General features: G+C 42.0%; 17 protein-coding genes. 10 read left to right on the top strand and 7 right to left on the bottom strand.

Annotation, left to right across the window (positions count from 1 at the left end; genetic code table 11):
• Positions 1 to 393: 393 nt before the first annotated feature.
• The 3 genes from VXP95_RS04940 to VXP95_RS04930 all read right to left on the bottom strand — a co-directional run bounded on the left by VXP95_RS04940 (position 394) and on the right by VXP95_RS04930 (position 2,671).
• Positions 394 to 1,398 (bottom strand): LLM class flavin-dependent oxidoreductase, encoded by a 1,005-nt coding sequence (locus tag VXP95_RS04940; protein WP_416711582.1) that lies wholly within the window; start codon positions 1,396 to 1,398, stop codon positions 394 to 396.
• A 156-nt stretch (positions 1,399 to 1,554) separates the two neighbouring features.
• Positions 1,555 to 2,010 carry a hypothetical protein gene (locus VXP95_RS04935; RefSeq protein WP_064096507.1) on the bottom strand — a complete coding sequence of 152 codons (456 nt, stop codon included), beginning with the start codon at positions 2,008 to 2,010 and terminating at the stop codon, positions 1,555 to 1,557.
• A 244-nt stretch (positions 2,011 to 2,254) separates the two neighbouring features.
• Positions 2,255 to 2,671, bottom strand: coding sequence for a glycine zipper 2TM domain-containing protein (locus VXP95_RS04930; protein WP_064096506.1), 417 nt, complete (start codon positions 2,669 to 2,671; stop codon positions 2,255 to 2,257).
• Between the two features lie 383 nt (positions 2,672 to 3,054).
• On the opposite strand from VXP95_RS04930, the gene prfA reads away from it, so the two are divergent.
• Positions 3,055 to 4,143 (top strand): peptide chain release factor 1, encoded by a 1,089-nt coding sequence (gene prfA, locus VXP95_RS04925; protein WP_064096505.1) that lies wholly within the window; start codon positions 3,055 to 3,057, stop codon positions 4,141 to 4,143.
• Positions 4,143 to 4,961 (top strand): peptide chain release factor N(5)-glutamine methyltransferase, encoded by an 819-nt coding sequence (gene prmC, locus VXP95_RS04920; RefSeq protein WP_416705769.1) that lies wholly within the window; start codon positions 4,143 to 4,145, stop codon positions 4,959 to 4,961. Before prfA ends, prmC begins: the two co-directional genes overlap by 1 nt.
• Positions 4,962 to 5,146: 185 nt before the next feature.
• Here prmC and VXP95_RS04915 read toward each other — a convergent pair whose 3' ends face one another.
• Positions 5,147 to 5,500: a hypothetical protein gene (locus VXP95_RS04915; protein ID WP_064096503.1), complete on the bottom strand. Its 354-nt coding sequence runs from the start codon at positions 5,498 to 5,500 to the stop codon at positions 5,147 to 5,149.
• A gap of 225 nt (positions 5,501 to 5,725) precedes the next feature.
• Complete coding sequence (locus tag VXP95_RS04910) at positions 5,726 to 6,748, bottom strand: AraC family transcriptional regulator (RefSeq protein WP_416711581.1); 1,023 nt, start codon at positions 6,746 to 6,748, stop codon at positions 5,726 to 5,728.
• A 134-nt stretch (positions 6,749 to 6,882) separates the two neighbouring features.
• Between VXP95_RS04910 and VXP95_RS04905 the strand changes: the two genes are divergently transcribed.
• The 3 genes from VXP95_RS04905 to VXP95_RS04895 all read left to right on the top strand — a co-directional run bounded on the left by VXP95_RS04905 (position 6,883) and on the right by VXP95_RS04895 (position 10,867).
• Positions 6,883 to 7,653: a 3-hydroxyacyl-CoA dehydrogenase gene (locus tag VXP95_RS04905; RefSeq protein WP_416705767.1), complete on the top strand. Its 771-nt coding sequence runs from the start codon at positions 6,883 to 6,885 to the stop codon at positions 7,651 to 7,653.
• A gap of 163 nt (positions 7,654 to 7,816) precedes the next feature.
• Positions 7,817 to 8,953 (top strand): acyl-CoA dehydrogenase family protein, encoded by a 1,137-nt coding sequence (locus tag VXP95_RS04900; RefSeq protein ID WP_064102683.1) that lies wholly within the window; start codon positions 7,817 to 7,819, stop codon positions 8,951 to 8,953.
• Between the two features lie 267 nt (positions 8,954 to 9,220).
• Positions 9,221 to 10,867, top strand: coding sequence for an AMP-binding protein (locus VXP95_RS04895; protein WP_416711580.1), 1,647 nt, complete (start codon positions 9,221 to 9,223; stop codon positions 10,865 to 10,867).
• Between the two features lie 195 nt (positions 10,868 to 11,062).
• Here the strand turns inward: VXP95_RS04895 and VXP95_RS04890 are convergent, their stop codons facing one another.
• A complete protein-coding gene (locus tag VXP95_RS04890; protein WP_064096498.1) occupies positions 11,063 to 11,575 on the bottom strand; it encodes a pyridoxamine 5'-phosphate oxidase family protein in 513 nt (170 codons plus the stop codon).
• A gap of 687 nt (positions 11,576 to 12,262) precedes the next feature.
• Here VXP95_RS04890 and VXP95_RS04885 point away from each other — a divergent pair.
• The 4 genes from VXP95_RS04885 to VXP95_RS04870 all read left to right on the top strand — a co-directional run bounded on the left by VXP95_RS04885 (position 12,263) and on the right by VXP95_RS04870 (position 15,349).
• On the top strand, positions 12,263 to 13,048 hold the full coding sequence (locus VXP95_RS04885) for a HesA/MoeB/ThiF family protein (RefSeq protein ID WP_416705764.1): 786 nt from the start codon (positions 12,263 to 12,265) through the stop codon (positions 13,046 to 13,048).
• Positions 13,049 to 13,106: 58 nt separating this feature from the next.
• Entirely contained in the window at positions 13,107 to 14,405 is a 1,299-nt protein-coding gene (locus VXP95_RS04880; protein WP_416680633.1) for an ABC1 kinase family protein, read from the top strand.
• Positions 14,406 to 14,574: 169 nt separating this feature from the next.
• The gene (gene folB, locus VXP95_RS04875; protein WP_064096496.1) at positions 14,575 to 14,955 is read left to right on the top strand and encodes a dihydroneopterin aldolase; all 381 of its coding nucleotides are present in this window, start codon (positions 14,575 to 14,577) and stop codon (positions 14,953 to 14,955) included.
• Positions 14,912 to 15,349: a 2-amino-4-hydroxy-6-hydroxymethyldihydropteridine diphosphokinase gene (locus VXP95_RS04870; protein ID WP_416711579.1), complete on the top strand. Its 438-nt coding sequence runs from the start codon at positions 14,912 to 14,914 to the stop codon at positions 15,347 to 15,349. The genes folB and VXP95_RS04870 overlap by 44 nt, the downstream gene beginning before the upstream one ends.
• A 539-nt stretch (positions 15,350 to 15,888) precedes the next feature.
• Here the strand turns inward: VXP95_RS04870 and VXP95_RS04865 are convergent.
• Positions 15,889 to 16,590 carry a VIT1/CCC1 transporter family protein gene (locus VXP95_RS04865; protein ID WP_064102681.1) on the bottom strand — a complete coding sequence of 234 codons (702 nt, stop codon included), beginning with the start codon at positions 16,588 to 16,590 and terminating at the stop codon, positions 15,889 to 15,891.
• Between the two features lie 283 nt (positions 16,591 to 16,873).
• Between VXP95_RS04865 and VXP95_RS04860 the strand changes: the two genes are divergently transcribed.
• Positions 16,874 to 17,575, top strand: a complete 702-nt coding sequence (locus tag VXP95_RS04860; RefSeq protein ID WP_416711578.1) for a DUF1003 domain-containing protein — start codon at positions 16,874 to 16,876, stop codon at positions 17,573 to 17,575.
• Positions 17,576 to 17,660 lie beyond the last annotated feature (85 nt).

The raw sequence follows: 17,660 nt of genomic DNA, 5'->3' as shown, positions 1-17,660 counted from the left end.
ACAAAAGCCCCAGAGCAGTAAAGTTTAAAATTTAACTTAGACAGTCATTCTATTTTCTATAGTTGTTTTTAGTGCAAAAGAGTAAGCCCAGAGAAAAATATCTATTAAAAAAGATAACACGTGAATTTGTGTGGCTGGCCATACAGATCAATGTATAGATTAAAAACAATACACCCATTCTGAAGAATGGGGATTGTAGATGACAATAACACAAACTAGAAAAAGTCAGCATTATCAAAGAAATTTCCTTCCCTTATAGGAAAGTCTAGGAAGAGGTTCTGTATAAAAATTTCCTCTCCCTCTTGCGGAGCATGCTCATCCTTAGAGGAGAAGGAAATTTAAATACCCATTTAAATATTAATAAAAAATCATTTTTTGACTTAGAGATGAGATTTATTGCCCATTCTTGATTTGCATCAGTAATTCAAAGTTATGCAGACGTTTCTCTGTATCATAAATATCACAGGTGAAAATAAACTCATCCACATCATATTTTGCCAAAAGTGTTGCCAGCCCCGCTTTAACAGTTTCTTTAGAACCCACCTGTGCCATGGCAAAGAAATTATCGACAGACATTTTTTCTGGTGGTGACCAAAGCCCTTCCATTGATTCAATCGGAGCTTTCAGTTTCAGGCTCTGACCGCGAATCAGGGAAAGCACACGTTGGTAAGCACTTGTAGCCAGATATTCTGCTTCTTCATCGGTATCTGCGACACAGGTCGGTACGCCCATGGAAACATAGGGGCGATCCAGATATTCAGAGGGTTGGAAATTGTCACGATACAGCTGAATCGCCTGACCCAGCATACGTGGAGCAAAATGCGAAGCAAATGAATAAGGCAGACCAAGTTTCGCTGCGAGCTGGGCACTAAACAGGCTGGAGCCTAATAACCACACTGGAACATGGGTGCTTTGACCCGGTGTTGCCACGATACGTTGTCCAGGAATTGGATCTTTAAAATACTGCAGAATTTCCAGTACATCTTGTGGAAACTGGTCTTCGGTTTCCTGACGGCCACGACGTAGGGCACGCATGGTCATTTGATCGGTGCCTGGAGCACGGCCCAGACCCAGTTCAATACGATCCGGATAGAGCGTTGCCAATGTGCCGAACTGTTCAGCCACGACCAACGGGGCATGGTTGGGTAACATAATTCCGCCAGAACCTAAAGTTAAGGTTTTGGTATTTGCCAGTAAATAGCCTAAGAGAACTGCGGTTGCTGAGCTGGCGATGCCATCCATATTATGATGTTCTGCCAGCCACATCCGGCGATAACCCAATTTTTCTGCTGTTTGGGCAAGTTCGAGCGCATGGTTTAGCGCAAATTGAATGCTCTTGTCGTCACGAACAGGAACCAGTTCGAGGATAGAGAACTGGGTATCGTTAAGTGTACGCATAGTATTACTCTTAAATAGACATCTTTAAAAGCATACGACTTTAGATTGTATTTGTATATCGAGGAAAATCGATATAAGTGTAAACTAAATTATAAAGATAAAAAAAATAAGCATCCGAAGATGCTTATAAAGGAGGAAAGGATAAAAGATGAAGTCTTAACGACGACGGTTATTGTAGCGATAATCGTTGTAACGGTAATTGCGAGAAGAGTTATAGCGACGTTCGCTACGATCATCATAACGACGGTCTTCGCTAACTTTTTTACCTAAAGCTGAACCGCCTGCTGAACCGAGTGCTGCACCGATATAACCACCATTGCTGCCAGCCATATTTCGACCTACTGCATAACCTGCACCGCCACCTAAAGCACCACCGATAATTGCACCATTACGGTCACGTTTATTTGCTGCCACTGCGGCACCTGCACCACCACCAATCGCTGAACCGATTGTTGCGCCAGTGGTACCGCCCATTTTATTACCGACTGCGGCACCCACAACGCCCCCCAAAGCAGAAGCTAAAGCTGTATTGGTTGTATTGCCTGCATTGGCAGCTGTCATACCCATGGCTGAGGTTGCTACGACAGCGATCATTAGAGATTTATAGTTCATGAGGACACCTTTTATATATCTAGCTGTATTTTGTTGATAAAATCAATTTAATCTAGCAAGCGCCAAACAGCATGGAGACAGTGTTGGCGAATTGTGATTTTTATCTCCTTAATTTATTCATGATGTTGGCAAGATAAGTTGATGCTTTACATGAATTTGGAGGGAATAAAAGAGCAATAAAAAAGCACCCGAAGGTGCCTCTTGTGTTAAATGTAGCCGCTGGCCTAAAATGCCTGAATTCAAATTAACGGTAACGTTTTTTCCAGTGTTTAGAGCGTTTTTCAGCAGTTTTATCCTTGGAAATCTTGTTACCTAATGCAGCACCACCCGCAGCGCCCAATGCTGATCCAATATAGCCACCGTTAGAGCCGCCCATATTTTTACCTACTGTATATCCTGCACCGCCACCTAGAGCGCCACCAATTGCAGATTCAGTCCGGTTTTTCTTGCTGCTTGCAACCGCTGCACCACCAGCACCACCTAAAGCAGCACCCAAGGTTGCACCAGTATTGCCACCCATATTTTTACCTAAAGCTGTACCCGCAACACTACCCAAAGCACTTGCTGCTGCAACGCGTGCTGTACTGTCGGCATATGCGTTTACAGTCATCATTGAACCAGCAGCTAAAACTGTACTCATTAAAAGTGCATTAAGCTTCATGTCATTACTCCGTGTCCATTTATGGGACTGTAGTTATTTCGATGCAGAAAATGTAACAAATCATGCTGCAAACAATATGAAGATCTTTCTTCATAATTACTGGATTTATTTGGAAAATTGTAAAATCGGCAGTAAATAAGCATAAGATCGATTACTAAAAAGGCAGTTTTACTATTTTTAATCATATTTATTAACAAAGGCAGTTTTACTATTTTTAATCATATTTATTAACAAAGGCATTAGAACGAGAACAATAGCAAGCTGGACTTACTCAATAATGATGTTCATTAGAGGCCAGAGTCGTTAAACTAGGCGCAATTTTTTGATTTCGCTGTGCTAAATGAATATTTAGCTGCAGCCATATGTTTGAGATTTTTTAGAAAATGAAAGAATCGTTACGTTTACGATTAGACCAGCTCTCTGACCGCCATGAAGAACTGACCGCATTGCTAGCTGATGTAGAAGTCATTTCTGATAACAAGCGCTTCCGTCAATTATCACGTGAGCATAATGACTTAACAGAAATCACCAATGTCTGGACCAAGTACAGACAGGCTGAAGAAGACATCGAAACGGCTCAGGCCATGCTGTCAGACCCGGATTTCAAGGAAATGGCACAGGAAGAAATTAAAGAAAATAAAGCTTTAATTGAATCGCTTGAAGCTGATCTGAATATCCTGATGATTCCGAAAGATCCGAATGATGCCAACTCGGCGTATTTAGAAATTCGTGCTGGAACAGGCGGTGATGAAGCGGCAATTTTCTCGGGTGACCTGTTCCGTATGTATAGTAAATATGCTGAGTCTCAAGGCTGGAAACTTGAAATCCTGTCCGAAAATGAAGGCGAGCATGGCGGTTATAAAGAAGTCATTTGTCTGATTAATGGTGAAGGTGTCTATGGTCGCCTGAAATTCGAAAGTGGTGCGCATCGTGTGCAGCGTGTACCTGCAACCGAATCTCAGGGCCGCGTCCATACTTCTGCATGTACGGTAGCGATTCTTCCGGAAGTGGATGTCGATACTTCGGTTGAAATCAATTCATCTGATTTGCGTATTGATACTTACCGTGCTTCAGGTGCCGGTGGTCAGCATATTAACAAAACTGACTCTGCTGTTCGTATTACCCACCTCCCAACCGGTACAGTGGTTGAGTGTCAGGATGAACGTTCACAGCATAAAAATAAAGCCAAAGCCATGGCTTTACTGGTTTCACGTCTGGAAAATGCCAAACGTGCTGCTGCGGATGCGGCTACTTCTGAAATGCGTCGTGACCTGGTTGGTTCAGGTGACCGGTCCGAACGTATTCGTACCTACAACTATCCACAAGGCCGTATGACCGATCATCGTATTAACTTGACCTTATACAAGCTGGATGCGGTGATGGAAGGTGATCTGACTGAATTGCTGGACAGTCTGCATCGTGAATATCAGGCCGATCAGTTGGCCATGCTTGCACAGCAGAATGGTGGATAATGAATATTTTACAAGCGCTGGCTTTGCGCGGCGAAGCTGAAAGTTACGAACGTCAGGAAAATGCCTGGTTACTGGAACACATCACCAAGATTGATTCATTTGATCTGCTGATGAAAAAGGATCAGGAACTAACGCCGGAACAGGAACAGGCGTATAAAGACGGTCTGGCGCGTATAGCTGCCGGTGAGCCTTTGGCTTATGTCACTGGTTCACAGCCATTCTGGACTTTGGACCTCAAAGTGACCAAAGATACTTTGGTACCACGACCAGATACTGAAGTACTGGTTGAGACTGTGTTGAAATTGGACCTGCCTGAAGATGCCCGTGTGGCAGATTTAGGTACCGGTACAGGTGCAATTGCCTTATCGCTTGCATCCGAGCGTCCAAACTGGTTCGTAACGGCTTCGGATATTTACGCGCCTACGCTTGAGGTAGCGAAGTATAATGCAGAACAGCATGATATTGAGAATGTGGAATTTGTTCTCGGTTCATGGTTAAAGCCATTTGGCCGTCAGTTCTTTGATGCGATTGTATCAAACCCGCCGTATATCGATGCGAATGATGCACATATGTCGAATCTGGCGACTGAGCCGGAACGTGCTCTGGTGGCAGACAAAAAGGGTCTGGCTGATCTGGAGGACGTTATTATTCAAGCCAAGAAGCATTTGACTGTGAATGGTTGGGTGGTGCTTGAGCATGGTTATGATCAGGCAGACGCCGTACAACATCTATTTAAACAGGCGGGCTATAAGCAAGTCCGCACGGTTAAAGATTATGGTGGTAATGATCGTGTGACTTTGGCGAAGTGGCCACATTAATCTGTAATCTATCTTTCTTTATTAAAAAGCGACCGGTATGGTCGCTTTTTTATTCAAGTTTTTATCAATTCCCAGTTGCATCTGAAACCTTAAACATTCTTAATGGCATCACGCCAAGGCAGTATAACTAAAAATAAAAAAAAGCGATGCCAGAGCACCGCTTTCGAGGAATTCTTAAAAAAGAATTACATCGGATAGTCCTGTAGACAGTCATATACTTCGACCTGATCCAGACTGCCAGTTTCCATTGCCAGACAAAGTGCCACAACCTTCAAAGTGTCTGCCAAAGATTTTTCATCTTTCAATGCAATACCTTGCTGTAACTCGTTGATACGTTCTTCTGGTATTTCAAGGGCTTGAGCCGCTTCTACAGCGTCTACCTGATTAAAGAAGTGCAAAATTGCATGTTTAAGTTCTGCATCCGATGCATTTAAAATCCCTTGATTCAACTGTTCTGTGATGAGGTCAGTTGAAGAAAATAAAGCTTTCGAGAAATTCTGAACAAGATTTTGTTCAAATACATCAGTCATCTTTAACATGGAGATACCTTCAACAAGAAAGGAAAATAAAAAATACAGCCAAAAATGGATGTTTTAAATTGATTGAAAAATAACCCATATTAATAGGAGAATAAAAGCTTTTAGGATGACTCTATAGTTCTGTAATTTAAGACTACGACCCTTGAATTATATAACTATTGAATAAATATATCGTTAAAGTCATTAATTGAGTTTTAATCGTTTTCACGTCTTAATATATATAGATTATTTTGTAATATTTTGCCGGTAAGCCCCCGGACTGACACCAGTCCATTTTTTAAAGGCACGATGAAAGGCGCTGACTTCCTGGAAATTTAACTGATCACTGATATCCTGCAGACTTTGCTCTGTACGGGTTAAGAGCACAATCGCAGTATCACAACGAATTTCATTTTTAAGTTGCTGATAACTCAGGCCTTCATTTTTCAGACGGCGTTGTATGGTGGCTTCAGAGATATTCATTTGCAAAGCAAGTTCATTCAGTTCCAGCCAGTCTGCGGGTGGTACATCTAATAGCTGTTTGCGAATCTGGGTGCTTAAAGCATACGGATTTTTAAAACGGACCAGCAGGTTATGTGGCGTCTGCTGAATAAACTGATACCAGGAAGTCTGATCCTGTTTTACTGGGAGTTGCAAATAGGCAGCATCAAACTGGATATAGTTTTCACTGGCCTGATATTCAATCTGTTCACAAAACCGGACTTTATAGTCAAAATCATTGATTGGCGCGGTGCATTTCAGCTGAATCTGATTGAGTAAAATTCGCTGGCCGCTTAACCAGCATAAGAGGGTATGGATCAGCATTACATAGGTGGCATAACTGAACATGCGTTTGGTCTGTTTCTGGTCATAAATTACGATATAGGCAAAGTTTTCCTCGACCATGAGTGTACTGTGCAGATCATCCAGAATCAGGTTAAAAAACTGCAGGATTTGTTGCAAGGCTTGTTCTAGTGTCTCTGTCTGCAACAGCATTTTGGATAACAGCTTGAAACTGCCACGGCGCATGGGATGACTATCCATACCAAAAAATTCATCATTCATGCTGTCTGCTAACGCGGTCCATAGTGCTGCATATTGCGCCACTGAAATCCGAGCCTTAGCTGAGTGCAGAATCTCTAACGGAATACCGGCTTTATTTAAGATAACAGCAATATCGTAATGTTGTGCTTTGGCATTCAATAATGCTTCATGAACCAGATCAATCGAGATGGTTCCCTTGCTATATTCCAAGACAGGTAAATGCATGGCCGGTCAGAAATCCTTTTTTTATTGTCCAAATCCATCAATCAAGATGCAATATTTGGAAATTGTACAGAATAAAATCTCTGTTTACTCTTCTTCATAAGTCGTAACTTTTAAAATATCTAAAGGACATAAACATGAAAATTCAGGGAAAAGTGATAGTGGTTACCGGGGGCGCGTCGGGTCTGGGTGCAGCCACAGCAACCCATCTGGTGGAACAGGGTGCCAAGGTTATTCTGGTAGACATGAACCAGGAACAGGGTGTCGCGCTGCAGGAGCAACTGGGTGAGCAGGCCGAATTTGTACAACTGGATGTCACTGACGAGCAGGCTGTCGAAGCCTTCTTTGCTGAAGTCGAAAGCAATTATGGTCAGCTAAATGGTCTGGTGAACTGTGCCGGGATTGCACCATCTGCCAAAATATTGGGACGAAACGGCATCCATGAATTGGCGATGTTCCAGAAAGTGCTGAATATTAATGTGAGCGGTACTTTTAATATGCTGCGTCATGCGGCGGCTTTAATCGCAAAATATGAGCTGCAATCGGGTGAAGAAGAACGTGGCGTGATTGTGAATACCGCTTCGGTTGCCGCTTATGACGGCCAAATTGGTCAAACTGCTTATGCGGCATCCAAAGGTGCAGTAGTCGCAATGACTTTACCTTTGGCACGTGAACTGGCTCGTGAAGCGATCCGTGTCATGACCATCGCGCCGGGCATCATGGAAACTCCAATGCTGAAAGGCATGCCGCAAAATGTCCAGGATGCTTTAGGACAAATGGTGCCATTTCCACCACGTCTGGCCAAACCACGGGAATTTGCTCAGTTAGTTGGTCATATTTTTGAAAATAGTTATTTGAATGGTGAAGTGATTCGTCTGGATGGTGCAATCCGTATGGCACCAAAATAATTCATTAAATAAAGATACTTTCTCTGATTCATCAAAATGGCAATGACGTGCCAGGGAAAGTTGTATGTTGAATTTGCCGAATACATCCAAAAAAACATCACATTTTGAAAATTAAAAAGTCTGTGCTGATGCTGGATAGAACGAATAAAGAAGGGAAAGGCCCGTGATTTTAAATGACGAACAAAAAATGATTCAGGAAATGATGCGGAATTATTCGCAGCAGAAGCTGAAACCAACCGCTGGTTTGCGCGATAAAACAGCACAATTTCCCACACAGGAGCTCAAAGAACTGGGTGAGCTGGGTGCTTTGGGCATGACTGTTTCCGAGCAATGGGGTGGAGCAGGTCTGGACTATGTTTCGCTGGTACTGGCTCTTGAGGAAATCGCCGCCGGAGATGGAGCGATCTCGACGATTGTCAGCGTGCAGAATTCTTTGCCTTGTGGTATTACCCAGCGCTATGGCACAGAGGAACAAAAACAGAAATATCTGACCAAACTGGCGACAGGTGAATGGCTGGGGTGTTTTTGCCTGACGGAGCCACAAGCTGGGTCGGATGCCAGCGCTCTGGAATGTAAAGCCGAACGTGATGGCGACGAGTGGGTTTTAAATGGCATCAAGCAATTTATCACCACAGGTAAACACGCACAGATTGCACTAGTATTTGCTGTGACCGATAAATCTGCAGGGAAAAAAGGTATTTCATGTTTTCTGGTGCCGACCGATATACCGGGTTATATCGTGTCCAGTCTGGAAGAAAAAATGGGGCAACATTGTTCCGATACCGCGACCATCGTTCTGGATAATTGCCGGATTCCTGCTGCCAACCTGCTGGGGCAGGAAGGCGAAGGATACAAAATTGCCTTGTCTAATCTGGAGTCGGGCCGGATCGGGATTGCAGCACAATCTGTCGGTATGGCACGTGCTGCACTGGATGCCGCGGTAGAGTATGCCAATCAGCGTAAATCCTTTGGGGTGGAACTGGTTCAACATCAGGCTGTGGCATTCCGGCTTGCCGATATGGCCACCCAGATTGAAGCGGCGCGACAACTGGTCTTGCATGCGGCAACGCTCAAAGATGCTGGCCAGCCATGCTTAAAAGAAGCTTCTATGGCCAAGCTGTTTGCTTCGACTATCGCAGAGCGAGTCTGTTCGGATGCGATCCAGATTCATGGTGGCTATGGCTATGTGTCGGATTTTCCGGTTGAACGTATCTATCGTGATGTGCGAGTGAGCCAGATTTATGAAGGTGCATCAGATATTCAACGACTGGTGATTGCGCGTGAAGTATGTCAACGCTGATTTTTAATTTAAAAAAACAGACTTTGAGGGATGTTCAAATCCTGCACTTACATTGATGGATATGGAAATTGCAGGATTCAACTGAATATGATGCTCTAAAGACATACAGTGCGAATAATCGAAAATAAGCCTTATTCAGGTCCTAGCCATAGGGCATGAATGCAGATTTGAAAAATTATGCTGATGGAATCAGCAGGAACAACAAATACAAATGGATAAACTCAGGCAAGCTCGCCTGAAAACTACAATAGGAAAGAGGTTGTCGTCATGAAGACATTAGAGCAGGCATATGCTGATTTTAATTTTGAAAATATGGTTCAGGAACATCTGGTTGGAAGTACAGAGAACATCAATGCTTATACTGAATGCTGTGGTCGCTACCTGGGTCAAAACCGAACTGCACTGATCTGGGAAGGCAAGAATGGAAACGCACAACAATGGACTTTTGAGCAGCTGGCTGAAGCTTCAGGACAACTGGCCCATTACATGACTGCACGGGGGCTGCGCGCGGGCGACTGTATTGCCGGTCTGCTTCCACGCACTCCCGAACTGCTGATTACCATACTGGCGACCTGGCGTATCGGTGCGGTTTATCAGCCTCTATTTACTGCTTTTGAAAGCAAGGCTATTGAACATCGGATCAACTCTGCTCAAACCAAGCTGATTATTACCAATCAGGAGCAGCATTCAAAATTGAATAATCTGAGTATTCCTCATATTTTAACTGTACATCCAACTCCTGATTGTGCTGAAGAAGATGCCGATTTCTGGACTGAAATCAAGCAATATCCAAGCGATTTTGAACCGGTTCAAGGCCGATTCAGTGATATTTTTTTGATGATGTTTACTTCAGGTACCACCGGACTGGCGAAATCAGTGCCTGTTCCTTTAAAGGCTTTACTGGCATTTAAAGGCTATATGCTACACGCTGTCGATTTACGTGAGGAGGATTCATTCTGGAATCTGGCCGATCCGGGTTGGGCCTATGGCCTGTATTATGGCATTGCAGGTCCTTTGAGCTTAGGGCATAGCATCATTATGGATGAGCGTGCTTTTAGTGTAGACAATGCAATTGAAATCATTAAAAAATATCAGGTGAATAACCTGACGGGCTCACCAACGGCATTCAGGATGTTCTTTGGCTTTAAAGAAAAATTTGATGCTGAAATCAGTGCATATTTACGTGTAGTCAGCAGTGCAGGTGAGCCCTTAACTCCAGAAGTGATTCAATGGTTCAATCTGGATCTAAACGTCAATATTTATGACCAGTATGGACAGACTGAACTTGGGATGGTGATTGCCAATCATCATGCTCTGGAGCATTATAAAAAAGTTGGTTCGGCTGGATTTGCGATTCCGGGGCATCGTTTTGCAGTATTGAATAAAGAGCATCAGGAAGTAGAAAAAGGCGGTGTCGGTACCCTGGCAATAGACTGTTCAGCTTCACCTTTGATGTGGTTTGACGGCTATGGCGGAAATAACCGGAAAGCCTTTATTGGTCAGTATTATTTAACCGGTGACACAGTCAAACTGAATGAATATGGTGGCATTGATTTTATTGGTCGTGCAGATGATGTCATTACCACGTCGGGCTATCGGGTTGGGCCTTTTGATGTAGAAAGCACCTTGCTGGAATGTGAGGAAGTATTGGAATCCGCCGTAGTGGGTAAGCCAGATCCTGAACGCACTGAAATTGTGAAGGCCTTCGTGGTGCTCAAGTCACAATATACCGCCAATGAAGACTTGATGATCAAGCTGCAGAACTATGTGCGTTCCCGCTTGTCTAAACATGCCTATCCAAAAGAGATTGAATTTGTTAGTGATTTACCCAAAACATCCAGTGGTAAAATTCAGCGCAATCTGCTTAAACAGCAGGAAATTGCTAAAATTCAAGCAATAAAACAGGTCAGTTAATTTTACTAAAGCAAATTTATAAGGTCGCAATCGCGGCCTTTTTATTTTTTAGCCGATTGCTTTTGAGGAGCTGTTTAAAATATTAATCACGCTATTTGAGTCATTACAATGTAATTTTTAATCATTTAAATTTAAAATAATCAAATATTTAGCCTCTTATGAAAAGAGGCTAAACAGGAGAGAAAAGTTTAAAATTTATAGAGTCACTTTCTCATGTTCTGTATCTGGTTCTTCCGGTTTACCTGTTACATTTCCTTTAAGAACTTTGAGTAAATGGGTCACTTTATTATCTTTCACATTCCAGTATTCAGCACTTACTGCTTTGGCAATCAGAACACGAACGCTTGGGTCGTCTTTACCCTGAAACCAGTTTTCTGCCCAAGGATTCCATAGCTTCTCAATCAGCATGCGGTCTGTACTGATTTCCCCATGTGCACTAATGGATACATAAATATCATCAGAGGGCTTGGAAAAAGACAGTCCCAAATGGCGACGGCCCGCATTTACAGCCTGAACAATATCGTTGGTGTCCTTCATAATAAAATAAAGATTCTGATCCTCATTCATCGCTTCAGAGTTAAGCATGGTCATTGGCTGTGAGTGAAGTTCTTGAGTATCGGTCTGATGACTGATCATGGTAAAGCGGACGTCTTTGATCAATTCCCATAATTTTTCACGGTTATTATGTTCTGAATGCTGTTCAGTCATATCATTGCTCCATGGTTCTTAAGATTCAGTTTTTTGTGGCTTTAAGCAGCTTAACCATATTTAAGAACCGATACAGAAGGTCTCACTGAACTTATACATTTTCATACTGAATGGCAGAAAGTGACTACAGAAGCACTAAACAAGCAGGGGGCAGTTACAGGGTGGTAAAGAGTGAATATATGATAATAAATGAGAGAAAATTATAAGAAATCGCAAGTGAAAATGAAGAAAAGTGAAGGAGTTGAGCACTATAAAAGTTAATTCACTCCCTACAGCAAGTTAACATTCGGCATGTTTAACGTGGCAATATAACTTATTGAGAGAAATGTTTAGCGGATCCTCAGGCACAATGTTGCAACAGTAGAGGAAGCTAAAAATTTTCATACGCTATTCTAAATCAACGTAAGTATCTAAAATTTCTGATAGCTTCTATTAAACAAATGAGAATTTTCCACGAGTTGTGATCTAATTGGTATCATTAAAAAATCCTGTGGCACCCCAAGATGGGCAACTTGATCGCGAGCATTTAACTGATATGCTATTTGATGCCGTTTCTAAGCCATTGCTTGGTTTGCTGGTTATATGCAGGGAAGTCAATTTACCTGAAATATATCCATATATTGAAATTTCAGTACTTATACTTCTATGACGATTACTTCTTAACTATTTTCAAAACAGGGAAAGACATTGTCTACATTTAATACGGATACTGTATCTTCAGAATTCGAACTGAGCGATGCAGAAATGCACTTATATGCTCGACAGCTCCTCTTAGAGGGGTGGGATATTGAAGCACAGGAAAAACTGAAATTTTCTAATATCTGTATTGTGGGATGTGGCGGGATTGGTTGTGTCTTAGCAGAACTGCTGGCTCGTGCCGGAGTCGGTAAAATTACCCTGATTGATCCAGATACGATTGAAATGAGTAATCTGCAACGACAACTGGCTTTTACTCCACAGGATTTAGGTTTTTATAAGGCAGAAACACTGGCAAAAAGGCTGGGGCAGATTAATCCGAATGTGCAGATTGACTATATCAATCAGGCCTTAACTGAGAACAATGCAGAAAGTATTATTGGGCAGCAGGATCTGGTGCTGGATGGCTGTGACCAGTTTGAAACACGCTACTTGGTCAATCAGATCTGTGTAAAACTCAATGTACCCTTAATCAGCGCCTCGGCCATTGGCATGCAAGGTCAAATGTTTATGATTGAAGGTGATTCTGCCTGTTATGCCTGCCTCTTCCCGCCAGAGCATCAAGAGGATACTAGTTTACGCTGTGCCGATTCTGGTGTACTCGCAACCACACCCAACGTGATGGCAAGTCTGCAGGCACATCATGCATTGCTATATTTGGGCTTGGGAGTAATGCCACTGAGACAGAAACTTCTGCTTTGGGATGGTCTCAGCTTCAAGCAGCGAATTTTAAGTTTCGAAAAAGATACAGATTGTCCAATCTGTCAGGCAAGATAAACCTGCAATTTTTAATTTTTTTGCTACACTGCATGTAATTAATTTTTCCTAAGACATTATGAAAAACAATATCTGGTTAGATGGAATACGCTCGGTTGCCCGTATGGGTGAAACCGCGGTGGTTGCGGCAAAGGCAGGCATCAAATATGCTACCGAAAAGCCAAGCAACGCCAAACTCATGCGCGAGACTTTTGAATCATTAGGTTCAACTTATATCAAGCTCGGTCAGTTTATTGCCAGTACGCCGTCATTATTTCCACGTGAATATGTAGAAGAATTTCAGGGCTGTCTGGACCAGACGCCGACTTTGCCATTTAGCTATATTCAGGAAGTACTGGCCTCAGAATTTGCTGGCCGTAATCTGGATGAGATTTTTGCCTCAATCGAGGAAACACCACTGGCTTCTGCCTCAATTGCACAGGTACATGCGGCCAAACTGGTATCGGGTGAAGATGTTGTTATTAAGGTGCAAAAGCCGGGTGTGGAAACCATTCTTTATACCGACTTGAATGTCCTGCATTGGGCAACAAAGCTGCTGGAAAAAGCCGTACCAAAAGTGAAATTTGCCTCACTGGCCGATATTGTCGAAGAAATCAAAACCCGGATGGTACGTGAAGTCGACTTTATTGAAGAAGCACAAAATCTGGATGACTTCGTCAATTATCTGAATATTACCAACAACAAGGCGGCCACGGCACCAAAAGTTTATCATCAGTATTCAACTCGTCGTGTCCTGACCATGCAGCGTTTGTATGGTGTGCCACTGACCGATTTTGAAGTGGTGAAAAAGGTCGCAAAAGACCCGTCACAGGTATTAATTACAGCCATGAATACCTGGTTTGGTAGTCTGATGATGTGTAATAGTTTCCATGCTGATCTGCATGCCGGTAATCTGATGCTTCTTGAAGATGGCCGGGTTGGTTTTATTGATTTCGGTATTGTTGGGCAGCTCAAACCTGAAGTGTGGACTGCATGTATGGCCTTTATGGATGCTTTGCAGCATACCAATTATACCTTGATGGCAGAAAACATGCTGAAAATGGGCATGACTGCAGTTGAGATTGACACTAAAGTGCTGGCTGCTGATCTTGAGCGTCTGTTTAGCGGGGTGATGCTTGCCGATCCGCAGGAACTGCTGACCTCAAGTCCTGCAGATCTCAACGATATCATGATGGATATGGTGGCTGTGGGTGAGCGTCATGGCATCCGCTTCCCGCGTGATTTTGCCTTACTGTTCAAACAAATGCTGTATTTCGATCGTTTTATGCGGATTCTTGCGCCATATACAGACATTTATGCAGATCAGCGTTTGCAAATGGTGCAAAGTATGGATCCAAATCTGCTGTTAAAGCATTAATTTAATTTCTCCCGACCTTCTTTTCTTTCGCAAATTTTAAAGCAGGGCTTTAAAAAAGCGCATGGAGGAGTGTCTCATTGCTTGATAAAATATAAGCAATGCAAGTCCCTCTTTAATAAAAAGGGACTTCGGGAAATTAGTGGTAAATATCATCTTATCGAGCAATCCAATGGACGCCATTATTATTGAAGGCTTAAAAGTCGAGACAGTTGTGGGCTGCTTTAACTGGGAGCGCCAGATTATTCAGCCTTTAATGCTGGATTTGACTATTCACACCGATTTAGAACAGGCATCAAACTCAGATGCGCTTGCAGATACGCTAAATTATGCAGAAATTTGTGAGATTTCCAGCAAGGTCATTCAAGAAGCCAAGCCTGAATTGATTGAACATGCAGCAAAGTTGGTGCTAAATGCACTTTTTACTACCTTTACAGCAATTGAATCGATTAATATTACGATCCGTAAGCCTGCCATTATCGCGCAAGCCAATTCTGTAGGAATACGTCTTGAACGCCACCGAAACGATTTTCGCCCTAGCATTAGCGAGTAATTGTCATCCTCAACAAAATTTTCAGGCTGCACAGCAACGTATTTCCGAATGGGGGGAAGTTCAGTTTTCTCCCATTTATATGATTCCTTGCCGTGATGGCATAGGAGCCAATTACTGGAATGCAGCGTGTTTATTGCGAAGTTCGGTGTCCAGTGGAGAATTGATTGAGCTACTTAAACAGCTAGAAAAGGCATCCGGGCGAGTGCGTCCATCACATCAGATTACTTTGGATGTTGATTTGATCGCCTGGGGAACAGATCTAACGCATATGCAGTTTAATGAAAAAAAACTGCCTTTGGCTCTGGATGTGAAAGTTCCGATGTTTGATCTCTGGGATGCTGCCATATTTGAATACGGACAACATAGTTTTCCAACAATCAAGCAGTTTATTTAAATCAAATCCCATGATTTTTTGTTTATGCATTTTATTCAGTATCGATGGATTGCCTGATCAACCAAGATCAGGCTTTTTATGATTCATTTTTTTTTTAGATCTAAAGAAAAATTCAGCTAAAATAGCGCGAGTTTGGTTTAGAAATCATTTAATAATGAAAATATTTAAAATTTTAATAAATAATTATTTTCTGATTCATGAAAGAAGTCTGATTGATTTAAAACTACAGAATTTATTTTAAGCTTTACAAAAACCTTAGAATTATAAAAGTGAATATTTGCTTTCTTACTTTTTCTTGTTATAGAAAATGATCAGCAATACTATGATAATTGCCAACATGGCAAAAATAATTACGGTTTCCATAAATATATCTTTCAGTTCAAGAATGTTGCTTTTAATTTTCTAAATTAAAACCAAAATGGCTTAAAATAAACCCGAGTTTTGTTAGCGTAGCCAGATTTTTATTAACCTTATTCAGCTAACTTAAAATAATAGTCACGCTATCATATTGTGAGCCTGTCAAAACGATAAACAGATGTTTAGGCAACTGACACATTAAATAATGATCCTATCCAGGCACTAAACAACATGGCGATAATTCCCCAGAGCATTACCCGGACTGCACCTTTCCACACGCTGACTCCACCTGCATAACTTGCCAGTGCACCCATCATTCCCAAGCTTAGAACCCCAATTAGTATAACGCCTTTATCCAGATATCGATCTGGCAGAATCATAATCGAGATTAAAGGAAATAATGAGCCTACGGTAAATGCCAGAGCTGAAGAAAATGCCGCAAGAAAGGGTCGGGCAGAGGTATGCGCTGAAATACCAATCTCATCACGGGCATGAGCATCCAAAGCATTATGTTCAGTCAACTGCTCAGCAACCCTTTGTGCCAAACCTGGTTCCAGGCCGCGTTGTATATAAATCGTCTTCAGCTCATTTAGTTCATTATTGGGATGGCGTTGCAGTTCACGCTCTTCCATGAGCAGGTCATTTTTTTCAATATCCTGCTGGGATTTGACTGAAATATATTCACCCGCTGCCATAGAGGCGGCACCAGAAATTAATCCAGCAACACAGGTCACCAGTAAAATTTCCTTGGATGCTCCACTGGCTGCGATACCCACCACCAGACTGGTGACTGAAATAATTCCGTCATTTGCCCCCAGTACAGCTGCGCGAAGCCAGCCCGCACGTTCAATATAATGTTTTTCAAGATGGTATGAGTGGCGCATAATGAAGCCTCTTCTTTATTATTATGATGATTATAGTAAATTTATGTTAGGTAGAGACAGATAGATGAAATCGATCTGAAAATTAACCTGAATGATCAGATCATAGTGCACTTGGCAAAGCATTTTATCAACCAAAGATCTAACCGATTTGGGACTTAATAATTTAATAGTTCGAGGGAAAGTAATACTGAACTGATATAAAAATTATAAAAGTAAAAAATCAATAAACCAATAAGATATATCCAAATGATAGCTGGAAAAGCTGGTAAAAAAGAGAATCATCATGAAAGAAAAAAATGAAAATCATAGCTGCTTGGTGTGCGGCAAACGTTTTCCTTTAAAAAATCTTACACCGATGGGAACTGTCAGAAAGGTCATTACCGAAGAAATTGCAAAGGATCTTCCTGACTGGACTCCGCAAGATTATATCTGCCAGACAGATCTGACCCGATATCGCATGCAGTATGTGCATTCATTATTAAGTTCGGAAAAGGGTGAATTGACTGATCTTGAGTTTGAAGTGATTCATAGCATGCATGAACATGAGCTGATCACCAAAAATGTAGAAACGGCATTGGAACAAAAATGGACCTTGAGTGAAAGGTTGGCCGATAAAATTGCAACTTTTGGTGGAAGCTGGGTCTTTCTAATCTGTTTTGCAATTTTCCTAGGTCTATGGATTACGATAAATACTGTGGTGATGGTGACTCAGCCTGCAGACCCTTATCCATTTATTCTGTTGAATTTAATCCTGTCCTGTCTTGCAGCGATTCAGGCGCCTATTATTATGATGAGCCAGAATAGACAGGAAGCAAAAGACCGTTTACGTTCACAAAATGATTATCAGATTAATTTAAAAGCCGAACTGGAAATTCAGTATTTACATGAAAAATTAGATCATTTGCTGCTACATCAATGGGAAAGGCTGGCACAAATCCAGGAAATTCAGCTGGACCTACTTTCTGAAATGAACAAAAAAGATTAAAAGAATACTCTCTGCACACGACAAAAAAATCATCCCCACCCGATTTTCATAGGTTTAGGGGTTAAAAAGCTAACTAACTGTCGAA

The sequence above is a fragment of the Acinetobacter sp. 226 genome, assembly GCF_048147925.1.
GTDB lineage: Bacteria > Pseudomonadota > Gammaproteobacteria > Pseudomonadales > Moraxellaceae > Acinetobacter > Acinetobacter pecorum.
Note: the sequence above shows the minus strand (reverse complement) of the source record. Positions and strands in the feature narration are given on the sequence as shown.